14 protein-coding genes are annotated in these 15,645 nt (G+C 61.2%); 10 read left to right on the forward strand and 4 right to left on the reverse strand.

The window, feature by feature from the left end; genetic code table 11:
* Window positions 1–65 precede the first annotated feature (65 nt).
* From soxB to DOL89_RS18230, 5 genes are all read left to right on the forward strand, one after another.
* Window positions 66–1,757, forward strand: coding sequence for a thiosulfohydrolase SoxB (gene soxB, locus DOL89_RS18210; protein WP_119680794.1), 1,692 nt, complete (start codon window positions 66–68; stop codon window positions 1,755–1,757).
* A gap of 30 nt (window positions 1,758–1,787) precedes the next feature.
* The gene (soxC, locus tag DOL89_RS18215; RefSeq protein WP_119680795.1) at window positions 1,788–3,080 is read left to right on the forward strand and encodes a sulfite dehydrogenase; all 1,293 of its coding nucleotides are present in this window, start codon (window positions 1,788–1,790) and stop codon (window positions 3,078–3,080) included.
* Window positions 3,064–3,717, forward strand: coding sequence for a c-type cytochrome (locus DOL89_RS18220; protein WP_119680796.1), 654 nt, complete (start codon window positions 3,064–3,066; stop codon window positions 3,715–3,717). The genes soxC and DOL89_RS18220 overlap by 17 nt, the downstream gene beginning before the upstream one ends.
* Before the next feature lie 127 nt (window positions 3,718–3,844).
* Window positions 3,845–4,393 carry a thioredoxin family protein gene (locus DOL89_RS18225; RefSeq protein ID WP_119680797.1) on the forward strand — a complete coding sequence of 183 codons (549 nt, stop codon included), beginning with the start codon at window positions 3,845–3,847 and terminating at the stop codon, window positions 4,391–4,393.
* 57 nt (window positions 4,394–4,450) lie between these two features.
* Entirely contained in the window at window positions 4,451–5,239 is a 789-nt protein-coding gene (locus DOL89_RS18230; protein ID WP_205574723.1) for an alpha/beta hydrolase, read from the forward strand.
* A gap of 16 nt (window positions 5,240–5,255) precedes the next feature.
* Here the strand turns inward: DOL89_RS18230 and DOL89_RS18235 are convergent, their stop codons facing one another.
* The gene (locus DOL89_RS18235) at window positions 5,256–5,627 is read right to left on the reverse strand and encodes a thioredoxin domain-containing protein (RefSeq protein WP_225890034.1); all 372 of its coding nucleotides are present in this window, start codon (window positions 5,625–5,627) and stop codon (window positions 5,256–5,258) included.
* Window positions 5,628–5,678: 51 nt separating this feature from the next.
* On the opposite strand from DOL89_RS18235, the gene DOL89_RS18240 reads away from it, so the two are divergent.
* On the forward strand, window positions 5,679–6,440 hold the full coding sequence (locus DOL89_RS18240) for a cytochrome c biogenesis CcdA family protein (protein WP_119680799.1): 762 nt from the start codon (window positions 5,679–5,681) through the stop codon (window positions 6,438–6,440).
* Between the two features lie 196 nt (window positions 6,441–6,636).
* On the opposite strand, the gene DOL89_RS18245 is transcribed toward DOL89_RS18240, so the two are convergent.
* Together DOL89_RS18245 and DOL89_RS18250 are read right to left on the reverse strand one after the other, a co-directional pair.
* Window positions 6,637–7,011 (reverse strand): DsrE family protein, encoded by a 375-nt coding sequence (locus tag DOL89_RS18245; RefSeq protein ID WP_162937656.1) that lies wholly within the window; start codon window positions 7,009–7,011, stop codon window positions 6,637–6,639.
* A 287-nt stretch (window positions 7,012–7,298) separates the two neighbouring features.
* Window positions 7,299–7,760 (reverse strand): DsrE family protein, encoded by a 462-nt coding sequence (locus DOL89_RS18250; protein ID WP_119680801.1) that lies wholly within the window; start codon window positions 7,758–7,760, stop codon window positions 7,299–7,301.
* Between the two features lie 328 nt (window positions 7,761–8,088).
* On the opposite strand from DOL89_RS18250, the gene DOL89_RS18255 reads away from it, so the two are divergent.
* The 3 genes from DOL89_RS18255 to DOL89_RS18265 all read left to right on the forward strand — a co-directional run bounded on the left by DOL89_RS18255 (window position 8,089) and on the right by DOL89_RS18265 (window position 11,814).
* Window positions 8,089–10,056 (forward strand): methyl-accepting chemotaxis protein, encoded by a 1,968-nt coding sequence (locus DOL89_RS18255; protein WP_119680802.1) that lies wholly within the window; start codon window positions 8,089–8,091, stop codon window positions 10,054–10,056.
* 302 nt (window positions 10,057–10,358) lie between these two features.
* Window positions 10,359–10,664: an HU family DNA-binding protein gene (locus DOL89_RS18260; protein WP_225890035.1), complete on the forward strand. Its 306-nt coding sequence runs from the start codon at window positions 10,359–10,361 to the stop codon at window positions 10,662–10,664.
* Window positions 10,665–11,055: 391 nt separating this feature from the next.
* Window positions 11,056–11,814 carry a helix-turn-helix transcriptional regulator gene (locus DOL89_RS18265; RefSeq protein WP_119680804.1) on the forward strand — a complete coding sequence of 253 codons (759 nt, stop codon included), beginning with the start codon at window positions 11,056–11,058 and terminating at the stop codon, window positions 11,812–11,814.
* A 328-nt stretch (window positions 11,815–12,142) separates the two neighbouring features.
* On the opposite strand, the gene DOL89_RS18270 is transcribed toward DOL89_RS18265, so the two are convergent.
* Window positions 12,143–12,613, reverse strand: coding sequence for a c-type cytochrome (locus DOL89_RS18270; RefSeq protein ID WP_119680805.1), 471 nt, complete (start codon window positions 12,611–12,613; stop codon window positions 12,143–12,145).
* A gap of 341 nt (window positions 12,614–12,954) precedes the next feature.
* Between DOL89_RS18270 and DOL89_RS18275 the strand changes: the two genes are divergently transcribed.
* Window positions 12,955–15,645 (forward strand): TonB-dependent receptor, encoded by a 2,691-nt coding sequence (locus tag DOL89_RS18275; RefSeq protein ID WP_205574724.1) that lies wholly within the window; start codon window positions 12,955–12,957, stop codon window positions 15,643–15,645.

Consider the following 15,645-nt stretch of genomic DNA (forward strand, 5'->3'; position numbering starts at 1 on the left):
TTCGCCCCGGAACGCCTGAACTTTGCCTGACGCATGCCAGAGGGTCCGGAAAAAGGGGACAAAGAATGCTGAACCGACGAGATTTTCTGCAGGTTACCGCCGCCGCGGCGACCCTGATGGGCACCGGTGCGGGCGGTCTGGCCCGCGCCGCGGCCGCGGGCGCCATCACGCAGGACGGGCTGCTGCGGTTTCCGGCCCTGGGCAATGTCACCCTGCTGCATGTCACCGACATTCACGGCCAGTTGAACCCGCTCTATTTTCGGGAGCCAGCGGTCAATCTCGGCGTCGGCGAGGCGGCGGGCCTGCCGCCCCACCTCACCGGGCGGGATTTCCTGGAGAAGTTCGAGATCAAGGCTGGCAGCCCGGAAGCCTATGCTCTGACCTCCGAGGATTACGTCCAGCTTGCCCGCCAATATGGGAAGGTCGGCGGGCTGGACCGGCTGGCCACGCTGGTGAAGGCGATCCAGGCGGAGCGTGGGGACAAGGTGCTGCTGCTGGATGGCGGCGACAGCCTCCAAGGCTCCTGGGGTGCCCTCCAGACCCGGGGCGGCGACATGGCCCGGGCGCTGAAGGCGCTGGGCGTGGAGGCCAGCACAGGCCATTGGGAATTCACCTATGGCGCCGACCGCGTGCCGGAACTGGCTGGAGAACTGGGCTGCCCCTTCCTGTGCGGTAACGTCCGCGATACGGAGTGGGAGGAGGATGTCTTCGAGGGCACGGCGAGTTTCGAGCGCGGCGGCGTGAAGATCGCCGTGATCGGCCAGGCCTTCCCCTATACCCCCGTCGCCAACCCGCGCTGGATGGTGCCCGAATGGTCCTTCGGCATCCGGGAGGAACTCGTCCGCGAGCGGGTGGAGAAGGCCCGTGCCGCCGGGGCGGAGCTTGTGGTGCTGCTGTCCCACAACGGCTTCGACGTGGACCGCAAGCTGGCGAGCCGGGTGGAAGGCATCGACGTCATCCTGACCGCCCATACCCATGACGCCCTGCCCGTCGCGGTGCGGGAGGGGAAGACGCTGCTGATCGCGTCGGGCAGCCATGGCAAGTACCTGTCCCGCCTGGACCTGGATGTCCGGGGCGGCGAGGTGAAAGGGTTCGAGTACCGTCTGATTCCGGTCTTCGCGGATGCCATCGCGCCGGACCCGGAGATGGCCTCCCTGGTCCGAGAACTGCGCCAGCCCTTCGAGGAACAGTATGCCAGGGTGCTGGGCACCGCCGACGGACTGCTGTACCGCCGCGGCAACTTCAACGGCACCTGGGACGATCTGATCTGCGACGCCCTGTTGGCGGAGCGGGATGCGGAGATTGCATTGTCGCCCGGCTTCCGCTGGGGCAGCAGCCTTCTGCCGGACAGCCCCATCACCATGGAGGATGTCTGGAACCAGACCGCCATCACCTATCCCGCCGCCTACCGGAATGAGATGAGCGGCGAGCAGCTAAAGGCGATTCTCGAGGACGTGGCCGACAACCTGTTCAATCCCGACCCCTATTACCAGCAGGGCGGCGACATGGTCCGTGTCGGCGGGATGGGCTACAGCATCGATATCTCCAAGCCGATGGGCAGCCGCATCAGCGGCATGACCATGCTGAAATCCGGCCAGCCGGTGGACCCGTCCCGCAACTACGTCGTGGCCGGTTGGGCCAGCGTGAACGAGGGCACGGAAGGCCCCGCGATCTGGGATCTGGTCGCCGGGCATATCCAAAAGCAAAAGACCATCCAGGTCCGCGAAAACCAGTCCGTCCGCACCCAGGGCGCGTGACGGGCCAGTCGATTGAGGGGATCTCGTACGATGACCCAGAAAACTATCCAACCACACACCTCTCTTGACCGCCGACGTTTCCTGTCCGGCGGCGCCAAGATGGCGGCAGTCGGTGCGGTCAGCGGCGGATTGACCGCCGTCGGCTTCCGCCCGGCGGGTGCGGCGGGCATTCCCGAGGAATTGCCAGACCATAGCCGCTATCTGGGACCGGGAGTCACGGACCAACCCTACGGCACCCCATCACAGTATGAAGCCCATGTCATCCGCCGGAACGTGGAGTGGTTGACCGGCTCCACGGAAAGCTCGATCAATTTCACACCGCTCCAGGATCTGCACGGCATCATCACGCCGAACGGTGTTTTCTTCGAGCGTCACCATAGCGGCCGCGCGGACATTGACCCCGCTCAACACCAACTGATGATCCATGGATTGGTCGAGCGGCCCATCAGCTTATCCGTCCCCGATCTGCTGCGCTTCCGTCCGGTGGACAGAATCTTCTTCACCGAGTGCGCAGCCAATGGCGGCATGGAGTGGCGTGGCGCCCAGTTGAATGGCGTGCAGTTCACGCGCGGCATGCTGGGATGCGCCCAGTGGACCGGTATTCCGCTACGGACGCTGTTCGATTATGTCGGCCTGAAACCGAAAGCCAAATGGGTGCTGGCGGAAGGCGCCGACGCCGCCGCCCTGACCCGCTCCATCCCAATGGACAAGGCTTTGGACGACTGCATGGTCGCTTTCGGCCAAAACGGAGAGATGCTTCGTCCTGGACAGGGCTATCCCATGCGCCTGGTGGTCCCCGGCTGGGAAGGCAACATGTGGGTGAAATGGCTGCGCCGTCTCGAGGTCGGCGACGAGCCCTGGTACACCCGTTGGGAGACGTCGAAGTACACGGACCTGCTGCCCAACGGCAAAGCCTACAAATTCACCTGGGTTCAGGAGGCCAACTCCGTCATTACCTCTCCGTCTCCCGAGAAGCCGATGAACGGCGCCGGTCCTCACGTGATCCGGGGCTTGGCTTGGTCGGGGAACGGCCGCATCAAGCGGGTCGATGTCTCCATGGACGGCGGCAAGAACTGGATCACGGCCCCGCTGGAGGAGCCGATCCTGCCTAAGGCGTTGACCCGCTTCTACCTGCCGTTCCGCTGGGACGGGAAGTCCTCGCTGATGCTGCAGAGCCGGGCAATGGACGAAACGGGATACGTCCAGCCGACCATTGTCGACCTTCGCAACGCGCGGGGCACGAACTCGATCTACCATAACAACTCGATCATGACGTGGCTCGTGAACCCGACCGGCGAGGTGGAAAATGTCCAAGTCGCTTAAAATCCTCACACTCGGATTGCTGGCCACCGGTGGGGCGGCGTTTGCTGCCGATCCCAATCTTCCCAAACCGGGGGAGATCGGCAGTGCCGTGACGCCGCAGGAGATCGCACGCTGGGACATCGACGTGCGTCCCGACGGTTTGGGGCTGCCTCCCGGCCAAGGCACGGCGGAGGAAGGAGAGCAGGTTTGGATGGACAATTGCGCGGCTTGCCATGGCGAGTTCGGTGAAGGGGTCGATCGCTGGCCCGTGCTGATGGGTGGGGTTGACAGCCTGAGCAGTGACAGTCCGGTCAAGACTCCCGGAAGCTACTGGCCGTACGCCACGACCATCTACGACTACGTCTACCGCGCCATGCCATTCGGAAACGCGCAGTCCCTGACCCCCGATGAGGTTTACGCGCTGACTGCCTACATCCTGAACATGGACGAGGTGGTTCCGTCGGATTTCGTGGTGAACGCCGAGACGCTGCCGAAGGTAGAGATGCCGAACCGCGATGGCTTCATCGATGACCCGCGACCGGACGTTAAGGTCGCATCGCAGGAGCCGTGCATGAAGGATTGCGTCAAGGAGGTGAAGATCACGGGGCACGCGCGCAAGATCGACGTGACTCCGGAAGAAGGTGGGGGAGTGGAATAGGCGGTCCTTGCTGTCTTCGCGGTGGAAACCTGGACCAGCTAGGGTCGCTGCTCCACCATCCGTCAACAGCGGATCCGGACTGTCGCCGGGATCCACAACGGCGATATGGTCGAGGGAGAACTCAAGGATGCCCACGCGACGCCACGTCCTGACAGGATTGCTCACCATTCCGACTGGCTTTGCCCTGTCGGCACGTGCGGAGTTGATCACGACCGACGACGGAATGCCGTCCCAGAGTTGGTTTCTGAACACATTCCTGCACCTGCCGGAGGATGCTGCGGAAGCCGCGGAGCAGGGGCGAATTCTGGCTGTCGTCTGGGAGCAGAAAGGCTGCCCCGGCTGCATCAAGTTGCACGAGGAGAACTTCGCACAGGCCGACATCGCCGATTACGCCCGTGCGCATTTCAACTGGGTCGGCTTGAACATCCACGGGGACCGGGAGGTAACCGGACTGGACGGCGCGGTTGGAACGGAAAAGCAGGTGGCGCGGTCGTCCCGAACCACCTTCACCCCAACTGTCCAATTCGTCGCCCTCGACCCGCACCCTCGGGAAGTCGCGCGAATGCCCGGCTACCTGGAACCGCCGGAGTTTGCTGCGATGCTCCGCTTCGTTGCGGAAGGACATTGGCGCAGCAGCGACTTTCACACCTATCTGAAGAACCGCTCGGGAGCATGAGACATGCGCATTCAGACTATTGCCGCCATTCTCATCTCGGCCGCCGCGGCGCTTCCCGTGGCTGCGGAGCCTGTTTCAAGGGAGCAGGGCGGGCGCACGCTCCATGGCAGTCTCGAACTGGCGGACGGAGCATCGCTTTCTGACGGCCTCATCCTCATGCTGCACGGCACGATGGCTCACCACGGCATGGAAATCATGCAGGCCTTTCAGCAGGCGCTGAAGGAGCGCGGACACAGCAGCTTGGCGGTCACCCTGTCCCTTGGCATCGACGGACGTCAGGCCTTCTATGACTGTAAGGTTCCTAGCCGCCACCGTCAGGTGGATGCCGTGGAAGAACTTGCCGGTTGGGTCGACTGGCTGAAGGATCAGCAGGTCGGGCAAGTGTCCCTCTTGGGACATAGCCGCGGCGGAAATCAGGTGGCGCGCTATCTGGCCAGTCAGCCGGACCCGACGGTCAAGAAGGGCATTCTGGTCGCCCCTGCCGGGGTTCCGAAGCCGGAAGAGGCCGCCTCCCTTCTGGCCCTGGCTGAAGGCAAGCCTGACGACGCGCTGGTGACGGCGCCACGCTTCCTCATGTGTGACGACACCCAGGTCAGTGCCGGTTCGATTCGTGGCTACTATCAGGATGACGGAAAGTTCGACACGCCGGATCTGTTGGCCGATATCGACGTACCGGTGTTGGTGCTGGCGGCGAGCGACGATAATGTCGTGCCCGACCTTCCGGAAAAGGTGGAAGCCTTGGAACTGGAAAATCTCCAGTTCCAGCTGATCGAGGGCGACCACTTCTTTCGTGACTTCGCGGCAGAGGATGCGGCGGACGCGATTGACGCGTTCTTGGCCCAATGACGATGCCGCAGGCGCCTCAGCTTTCGGGCGCCGCCGGTATGGCTTCCAGCAGTTCGCCCAGCATGGGCCAGAAGAATTCCTCGCCCGGATATCCTTGAATCCGTCCCATCTCCTGCCCGTCCTCCACAAGGACAAATGTCGGACTGAAGATGACTGGCTTAATTGCTGCCAAATCCGCTGGCCGCTTGGACTGCATGTTCACCACGCGCAGCGGGGCACGCCTGCCCTCCGCCGTCTTCGGGTATGCGTCCCCGACCTCCTCGTGCCACTGCTCGCAAAATGTGCAGCCAGGGGCCTCGAACATGACAAGCTCCAGTGCCGCAGCGGGTAATGCGCTTGCGGTCAGGAGGGCGAAGGCCAAGAGGGAGTGCTTGATCATATCAAGCATATATGATGCCGACCACATATACTCAAGGCCAGCCAGCCTGAGGTGGCGCCGATGACTGGATTGGACGTTAGCTATCTGGGTGCGCTGGGTGCGGGAATCCTCAGCTTCTTGTCCCCGTGTGTCCTGCCCCTGGTGCCGCCCTACCTTGCTTTCATGGCGGGCGTCTCGCTGGATCAGATGACGACCAAGGTGAATGCGGACGGAACGGTTAGTGCCGTGGACGGCAGTGTGCGCGCGAGGGTGACCGCATCCGCGATTATGTTCATCCTTGGCTTCGCGACGGTCTTCGTGGCCTTGGGAGCCACGGCCTCCGCTGCCAGCGCCCTAATCGCCGAGAACTTGACCCTGCTGTCGCAGATTTCGGGCGTCCTGATCATTCTGCTGGGCCTCCATTTCCTCGGGGTCTTCAGAATCATGCTGTTGTACCGGGAAGCGCGGTTCCAGGCAGCCAAGCCAGCCGGGCTCGCAGGTGCCTATGTGGTTGGGCTGGCTTTCGCCTTCGGCTGGACCCCTTGCGTCGGCCCTGTTCTGGCAGCCATCCTGATGGTGGCTGCGTCTGAGCAGTCGGTGGCCTACGGTGCCAGCCTGCTGGGAACCTACGCCTTGGGGATCGGCTTGCCTTTCCTTTTCGCAGCGTTGGCGGTGGAGCAGTTCATGGGTTTCATGAGGCGCTTCCGTAGGCATCTCGGTCGCGTGGAAAAGATCATGGGAGGGCTACTGGTGCTCACGGGTGTGCTTTTCCTGACCGGGACAATCCCGGAACTTTCTTACTGGCTCTTGGAGATGTTCCCAGTCCTGGGCCAGATTGGTTAGGCTTCTGCCAATCTGCATCCGGCTGAAGCAATGGTGTCCTCTCGTAGATCCGCATAGTGGGCTGCCGATCAACCTTTAACTAATCCCCTACGGTGTTTCAGGGGCAGTCATCATGGGGTGTTATAGAAGGACCTACCGGCTCGCTACGGTCGCCGTGGGGCCTGCGGCGGTATCCTCGGCCAGCAGCAGCGAACCGTTATGGTCGGATGTACACCCAGCCGCGTAGCTGGCGCTCCACGATCTCGGCAATGCCCGCGGTGACCACGTCTACGCCATCCACCAGTTCCGCCGGGCTATGGCCGGTGGTCTCCATGGTGTTCCCGCAACCGATGAACTCCACCCCGTACTGCTGCAGGCTTGTGATCCGATCTTTCACGGGCGTGGTCTTGTCGTACAGCGCCTCCATTCCGGCACCGAAAGCCACGATGGCGATCTGAACATTGTCCTGACCATAGAACTTCTGGAGGTTCACGGCATTGTAGAGGATGTTGTTGATCACCTGCGGATCGCTGCTGGTCAGCTGCAGCACGATCTGGCGCGGGCTATCGAAGCTCGGCGGCGGATCAGCCATTTCAGTTTCCGCGGCGTTGGCCGCCGGGAACAGTAGGCATCCCGCGAGAATGCAGAAAGCCGTAAGTCGACGTGTAAACATCATGGTTGCTCTTCGCTTGAGGGATGTCGTGGCGGAGTCTGGGTCCGGGCGAAACAAAGTAACGTAGAAGACCATTGTTGTAGGTTTCCACGCTTGCTCCGGTGCGTTCTGTCCAGATATGTTCCGCGCCTTTGCTCAGTCACATGCCCCCGCCAAGTACCGCTCCAGGCGGAGGCATGACATTGCAAACTGAAGCAATCAGACTCTTATGGCTTTATGTATGTGTAGCCCATCTGCTGCAGCCGGGACAGTTCGGCAACCCCGGAAGGAACGATGTTCTCCTCCCAGACTTCAAACAGATCCTTCTCGTAGTCTATCTCTCGGCCGGTGAGCGTGTTGTTGCAGACGGCAAAGCTGACGCTCTGCGTTTTCAGGCTTGTCACGTCGGCCTGGAGCTTGGGGTTGTCGACCGCATCGCGCAGCAGTTCGACTCCATCGCCGTGTAAGACGACCTTCACATCAATGTTGTCCTTACCGACAGCATTGATGTGGTTCTGCACGTTGTTTAGCGCACGACGATAGGCTTGGGAGTTTTCCCCTCCGCTCTCGTTGATATGGTAGACAACCTTCTGCTTGCCATAGTGGTCGTCGGCGGCCCCTATGTTGGACCAGGTCGTTGCGGCCATGCCGATCAGCGTGGCTGCCGTCAATGACATTAGGCGACGCATTTTCCCCTCCCACTGCTTTGCTTCCGGCGGGCCAGCGGTATTCGGACTCCGCTCAGGTCCCCGAAACGCAAAACCAGCAAACACCCGCTGGTCGGCGATTCAAACATCAAAGTAGCGACCTTGACTTCCGCCGCCTCCAATGTGGAAGCCCAGGGAGCTTATGGGCGTGGTGCTTTCGCCTCCACTTCAGGGCTTAACGCACTGCTGCAACCGTGGACCCTGCTTCAAAGTGCATTCCATATAACTAAAGTGTTAACCTCGGCAAGTTAGCCTATGGCTTGGCTTTGGGCATTGCCCGTCGACGCCATGGGAGAAATTCGGAGGAAACATGATCTCGCGCATGAATATCGGCGGGCGCTTGGCGGCAGCCCTGGCCGGAAGCGTGATTCTCGCTGTTGCGACAACCACGTTAAGCAACGTTTGGCTCAGCAATAAACTGGTCGACGAGGCTGCGGTTCGACAACTCCACACGCTCGAGGAGTTCCTGGACACCAGCATCCAAAGCGAGGCCCGACGTGCTCTGACGTTTGCGCAGGGAATGGCGGGGAACCGCGAAATCCAAGCGGCTTTCGCTGCGCAGGATCGAGAGCGACTGGCTGACATGCTGGTACCCGGATTCAAGGACCTCAAGGAGCAGCACGGTGTCAGTCAGTTTCAATTCCATACCCCACAGGCATCCTCGTTCTTGCGTGTCCACAGGCCGGAGAAGTTCGGCGATGACCTTTCCTCCTTTCGCTTTACCGTAGTCGAGGTGAATAAATCCCGGACCCCGGTCTCCGGTTTGGAGAACGGTGTCGAGGGACTCGGTATCCGAGGTGTCGTTCCCGTTATGCGCGACGGTACTCATTTGGGATCTGTCGAAGTCGGACTGACATTCGGCAAGCCATTCTTCGAGGCATTCAAGAAGGCCACCGGGGCCGAGGTCGCGTTCTACATTGTAAAGGAAGGTAAATTCGACACCTTCGCTTCCACCTCCGGTGAGGAGTTGCTTTTCAATTCCGAGCAGATGGCTGCTGCGCTCGATGAACCTTCCAATGTGATGACAATCCAGTCGGGTGGACACAACAACGCGGTGATGCTGGCTCCGGTACAGGATTATCGTGGCGACGCGATCGGCGTCTATGCTTTGGCTTTGGACCGCAGCGCATTTGACGAGGCTATCGAGGGCGCAAGGTTCTGGTCCGTGTTGATGGGCTTGGCGGCACTTGCGGCGGCGCTGGTCATTGCATGGCTCATGAACCGCAGCATCGCTCGTCCCATCCAGGCCATGACAGAATCCATGGGTGAGTTGGCGGGGGGCAACACCGCTATCGACATTCCTGGTACAGGGCGTAGCGACGAGATAGGGGCCATGGCGGGGGCCTTGGAGGTGTTCCGGCGCAACATGATCGAAACCGATCGGCTGCGAACCGAACAGGAGGAGATGAAGCGCCAATCGGAGGAAGACCGCAGAGCAGCAATGTTCGCGCTGGCCGACCGTTTCGAGGCCAAGGTCGGGAATCTCATCGAGGGGCTTTCATCGGCGGCGACGGAGATGGAGGCGACGGCCGGATCAATGTCGGCCACCGCAGAGCAGACCAATCGGCAGTCGGTTACGGTGGCCTCCGCCTCCGAGCAGGCATCCGCCAACGTCCAGACGGTGGCTGCGGCAACGGAGGAGCTTGCCGCCTCCATCACGGAGATCGGCAGCCAAGCGTCGCAATCCCGGAGCGTCGCCGGAAAGGCTGTCGAGGACACGCGGCATACGGATCGGGCCGTGCGTCAGTTGGCCGACAGCGCGGAGCGGATTGGTCAAGTTGTGGATCTAATCCAAGAGATTGCCAGCCAGACGAACCTCTTAGCCTTGAATGCTACTATCGAGGCCGCGCGCGCCGGAGAGGCGGGAAAGGGATTTGCGGTGGTCGCCTCCGAAGTGAAGGCGCTCGCTACCCAAACAGCACGCGCCACTGAGGACATTCGCCAGCAGATCGGACAGATGCAGCAGGCGTCAATCGGTGCGGTGGATGCCATTCAAGGCATCGGTACGGTAATCTCGGAAGTCAGTGAGATCGCCGCGGCCATTGCCGCGGCCGTCGAGGAGCAAGGGGCAGCCACCCAGGAAATATCCCGGAACGTCCAACAGGCTGCCGCCGGAACGCACGAGGTTTCGTCCAACATCGTTGGCGTTCGGCAAGCTGCGAATGATACCGGATCAGCAGCAACTCAGGTTCTAGGCGCCGCTAGGGAGTTGGCCCAGCAAGCCGAAGTCCTGAACCGAGAGGTGAGAACCTTTCTGACCGGAATCCGAACGGCCTGAGAAATACGACCGTTCCAACTGACTAGGAGGAAGAAGGGATGGTCGCGCAACAGCAGCGACCATCCATTGCCCCGAAGTGGCGCCGGACGACCGTGGTTCGACAGTGCGCCCGCATCAAGGCTGGTCAGATTTCCTCGTTCTCAAACCCGCCAGACCAAGCGCCTTCGCGAAGTGGCAAATCAGCGACTGCACCGTAGCGGCTGGTGAGGACAGGTGGAGCCGATAGATCCTCTCCTCCTGAAGCAAAGATCACAGACGCTCGCACAGTTTGCCCTGGCATCAAGCCCGAGGCGCATTCAATAGTGGCCGCCCATTCGCATCGGGAGTCTTCTATGAACAAGAATGAACTGATTGCTGCTGTCGCAGATACCACCGACCTGTCCAAGTCCGATGCCGCCAAGGCTGTCGATGCCTTGTTCGACGGCATCACGGAAGCCCTGAAGCAGGGTGACGATGTGCGCCTGCTGGGGTTCGGCAACTTCTCGGTCGCCGAACGCGCCGCGCGCCAAGGCAAGAACCCGCGCACCGGCGAAACCATCGAGATCGCTGCCTCGAAGCAGCCGAAGTTCACAGCTGGCAAAGGCCTGAAGGACGCTGTTAACGGCTGAGCCTTGGGAAAGGGGATAGGATCGCCTGTCCCCTTCTTGGAAGGCGCGCCGACGGCGCCCAATCGCAACAGAGCGCAGTTATGTTTTCGGGCAAACAATTCTCTTCCCGTAGCCGCGAGAGGATGGATGCTTCCCATCCAAGAAATTCAGCATACTGATCCGAGTGCCTAGTCGTTGTGTCCCCGTACAATAGGCACCATGCTTCCCACCGATACTGCCGGGCGAACACGGGGTCTGGTTCGGAATTAGCCCTCGCAAGCAGGGCGGTTGCTTTCGACTGCAAGATCATACGGGATTGCGCCAATTGATACTTTTACATTCCCCATTGACGCCTAACCGGCACGGAGCGATCAATAGGTAGATTTACGGATGGTCGTGCGTTGGAGCGGGCATGGAGCTTGGGGAACAGCTTGATTGCATTCTTACCTGCGAAACCAAGGAGCAACTCTTCGACCAGCTGAACCAGATCGCCGTCTTTCATGGATTCAGCAGCGTGAGTTACGTTGCGGCCCGGCCGCAGATGCTGCTCGATGGCGGGCTGATCGACTTTGTGACCAGCGCACCGACGCAGTTCATCCAGAATTATGCGGACGAGCAATTCCTCACGGTTGACCCTGTCGTCTATAGGGCGGCATCAACAAGCCTACCGTTTCGCTGGAGCGACTGTCCCGAATTCGATGCGTTCTGGACGCCCCGCAGTGGCCCAGCAGGTGATGCCGTCAGGGTGATGGAAGCCGCTTGGGACCATGGCTTTTCAGAAGGTTTCGTCGTACCTACCCACACCGTCGTTGCGGGTCAGACTATAAGCGGGTTCGCCACCTTCTTCTGGCCCGACAAGCATGCAGGGCCTGCTTTGACCTCCAAGGATACCCTGTTACTGCGGATTGTGGCGAACACAGCGCATGAGAAGTATATCCGGCTCTGTGGTGTTGATGGCGGCCGTACTGATAAGGTCGACCTATCAGACCGGGAGCGTGATTGTCTGTGTTGGGCTGCCCGTGGGAAGAGTTCGGCGGAGACGGGAGAGATCCTGAAGCTCAGTACCAGGACCGTTGAGCATCACATCGCATCCGCAACACGGAAGCTTAAAGCAGTCAACAAGTTACAGGCCGTTGTCATTGCTCTTCAGAAGGGCAAAATCTTGCCCTGATGATTGAGCCACATATCGTGGCCTAACCTTTGGAATATGGAGTCCTAAATCAGATATGATCTGGGGGCGAAGGTATTGGGTCTGCAGATAAGGATCAACATTTACTGGCCAATAAGATCGAATATATATGTAGTCAGTACACACCAGGGCGCTCGGCTGATGGATCGGGTAGAAAATTAGGCCGGACCTAATGTCCGTTTCACCCGTGGGACCGGTGGGACAAGCCCGCCACGAATATGTTTGTTGAAGCTCCTTCCGCGCGCGCAAGCTCTGGGATTGATGAGACGTTAATACGGCTTCCCAGGAGCAGGGGTGCCGATCTGGACTATTAGGGCGCAGCCTTGGCAGTCCGTTCCGAAATAAGCCGTTGGCGGGTCTTGATGTCCTGCGGCCAAGTGCTCTTGATAAAGGCCAGGACGGCCCGGATCTCCTCGTCATTGAGCACGCCCGCGAAACCCGGCATGTCACTCTCGTAATCGCCTGCCACCGCTGCAGCCGGTCCGCGCTTGACGATGCGGAAGAGAACCTCATCGGGGTGATGCCAAGTGTGCCCGGTTTGATCGTGCGGCGGCGCTGGCAGACGTCCGTCTGGTTTCCGGGAGCGCCAGTCCGGCTGGCCCTCGAGTTGTTCACCGTGACAAGCGGCACAGTGATCCGCGTAAATGGCGGCACCCCTGGCTATCACAGCTGCGTCTTCTGATAGGAGCTTGGCTGGGCCCATCCAGGTCCAGGCGGCTGCTCCGGCGCCAACGGCGGCCACGATCAATAGCGCCGCAATGGTCCGACTGTTCAATGTCATGGCTCCGTCTCCAAATCATCCGGGGCTCAGGGTGACGTTACGGGCCCGCTTCAAGTCCGGACACGGCTGCCAGCTTGCACCATCGGACGGGGCACAGGTTTGACCAGCAGATGCTATCCCCGGATCGAGGGATCCATAAAGGGATGCCTCTCCCTGCAATTTTATTGCTATACGGAATTCTGCTGTTGCGAAAATACGATAGATGAAGCTCGCAGCCGCAATAAAGCGTCCAATTCGTATTGACTTGTATAGACAGGTCTGATCCGATGCCTTCCGCACGCCGTGCCGGGACGTACCGGCTTTTCCCGGCTCTCGGGACGACAATGAGGAAGGACAGGGGCATGAAGAGGCTTTCGGGGAAACTGTTGGTGGCGACTGCACTGAGCGCCGGGGTCCTGGCGGGGATGCCTGCGGTAGCCCAGCAGCAGCCAGGCACGGGACTTGAGGAAATCGTAGTCACCGGCAGCCGCATCAAGCGCGAGGACATCACCGGCGTCGGGCCTGCCACGGTGCTCACCAACGAGTTCATCCAGAGCACGGGCATCGCCAGCGTAGAGACCCTGCTCCAGCGCCTGCCGTCCAGCGCCGGTTTCGCCGGAAACCAGACCAGCGCCTACTGGACCAGCAATGGCTGGGGCACTGCCCAGGTCAACCTGCGTGGTCTAGGCGCCAATCGCACCCTCGTTCTCCTTAACGGGCGGCGCATTGTGCCGGGCGGCACCGGGGCCAACAGTTCTCCCGACCTGAACACGATCCCGGTGTCGATCATCGAGCGCATTGACGTTCTCAAGGACGGTGCATCCGCCATCTACGGCGCCGACGCTGTCGCCGGTGTCGTCAACGTGATCACGCGCGACGACTTCGAGGGAGTGGAGGTCTCGGCCAAGTACGGCATCACCGAGGAGGGCGATGGCGAGGAAAAGAGCGCCGATCTCACCTGGGGATTGTCCGGCGAGAAGGGGAACTTTGTCGCGTCGCTGACCTACTACAAGTCCGAGCCTGTGAACATGGCCGACCGCGAACCCTGCGGCCTCGGCGAGGTGGATGGCGAGCTCGTCTGCGTGGGAAGTTCCGCCACCATTGGCGGGCGTGCCCTGCTGCCGACCGGGCAGCGGATCAACTTCAACCAGACCCCCGGGGGCGACGGCGACTTTTTCGAGCCCTACAACGGCGCCATCCACAATTTCAACTCCAACCCCTACTTGAATGCAGTTAACCCGATCGAGCGCATCAGCGCCTCTGCATTCGGCAACATCAACGTCACTGATGACGTGAAACTGTTCACCGAACTGATGTTCACGAACCGGCAGTCGACGCAGCTGGCCACGCCGGGCTCCTTGCGCAACCTGAGCATCCCGGCGACCAATCCCACCAACCCGACCGGCCAGGACATCATCCTCGAGCAGCGCCGCCTGATGGAACCGGGGCCGCGCGACTTCTTCCAGGATGTCGATACGTGGCGGACGGTCGTCGGCCTGACGGGGGATCTGGCGAACGGCTGGACCTGGGAGACCGCCTTCAATTGGGGTCGCACCACCGGCATCGACGGGTCCAACAACATCGCCAACCTGGATCGCGTCGGGGATACCCTCAACACGGATGTCTGCAGCTTTGCGGCCGGGGCCGCGATCCCGTGCGGCGATTACCTCGGTGCTGGAGACCTGTCCCCGGAAGTCCTCGACTACATCCTGTTCACCATGCGGGACTCCGGCGGCAATGAGCAGATCAGCGGAACCTTCGACATCACCGGTTCGCTGTTCGCACTCCCCGCCGGAGATGTCGGCTTTGCGGCAGGGGTGGTCTATCGCGAGGAGAAAGGCTGGCGTGATCCGGATCCGCTGACGGTTCTCGGTGTCGCCAACACCAACCAGCAGGATCCGATCTCCGGCGAGTTCACGGCCAAGGAAGCCTATGTGGAATTGGCCGTTCCGGTCCTCAGCAATCTGCCCTTTGTCCAGCGCCTGGACGTCAACGCCGCTGCCCGCTACTCCGATTACGATCTGTTCGGCAGCGACGAGAACTACAAGCTCGGCCTCGACTGGCAGGTTATCGACGGGGTCCGCCTGCGTGCCACTTACGCAACCGCCTTCCGCATCCCGAACGTGCCGGAGCTCTTCGGCGGTGTCGCCGAGGGCAATCTGACGACCACCGACCCGTGCAGCGGCTACGCCAGTCTGCCCGCGGGCTCCGTGGTGGCGCAGAACTGCGCTGCCAGCGGTGTTCCGGCAGGATACCAGCAGCTGGGCAACACCATCCTGACGACGGTGGGCGGCAACGAGAACCTTGATCCTGAGAGTGCCGAGTCCTTCACGGTCGGGGCCGTGTACCAGCCGCCTTTCGTCGAAGGGCTGACGCTCACGGTCGACTACTTCGACATCACGATCAAGGACGCCATCCGGGCGATCCCGGGCTCGACCAAGCTGGCGGTCTGCTACGAATCCGCGGGCCTGTCCCACCCGTTCTGCGGGCCTGAGCACTTCACTCGAAATGCCCTCACCGGTGACATCAACTTCCTTTCCGCCCAGCCGGTGAACACCGGCCGTGAGGAGATGAAGGGTGTCGACTTCGGGCTGATCTACGAGTTCAGCATCGGCGAATTCGCCGCGGCGATCGACTGGAACACGACCTACCTCGACACCTACACCATCACGCCGTTCCAGGGCGCTGAGGAGATCGTCTTTGACGGCTTCATCGGTGGCGGCAATGGAGGCTTCCCGCATTGGCGCTCCAACGTCAACGCGACCTTGGCGGGCGACCGCTGGAGCGGGACCTACTCTGTCCAGTGGATCGGCAAGGCGACGGACTTCAACGCGTCCGAAGGCGACATCGGCCACCGCACGCCGAACGTCTTCTACCACAACGTCCAGGTCGGCTACGACTTCAACGACCAGGCCCGCATCGCGGTTGGCGTGGACAACCTGTTCGACGAGGATGCGCCCTTCATCCAAAGCTGGACCGATGCGAACACGGACACCATGACCTATGACCTGCTGGGCCGCCGCGGCTATGTCCGCCTGACCTACACGTTCTAA

Origin of the sequence: Indioceanicola profundi (genome assembly GCF_003568845.1) — a bacterium.
Classification (GTDB): domain Bacteria; phylum Pseudomonadota; class Alphaproteobacteria; order Azospirillales; family Azospirillaceae; genus Indioceanicola; species Indioceanicola profundi.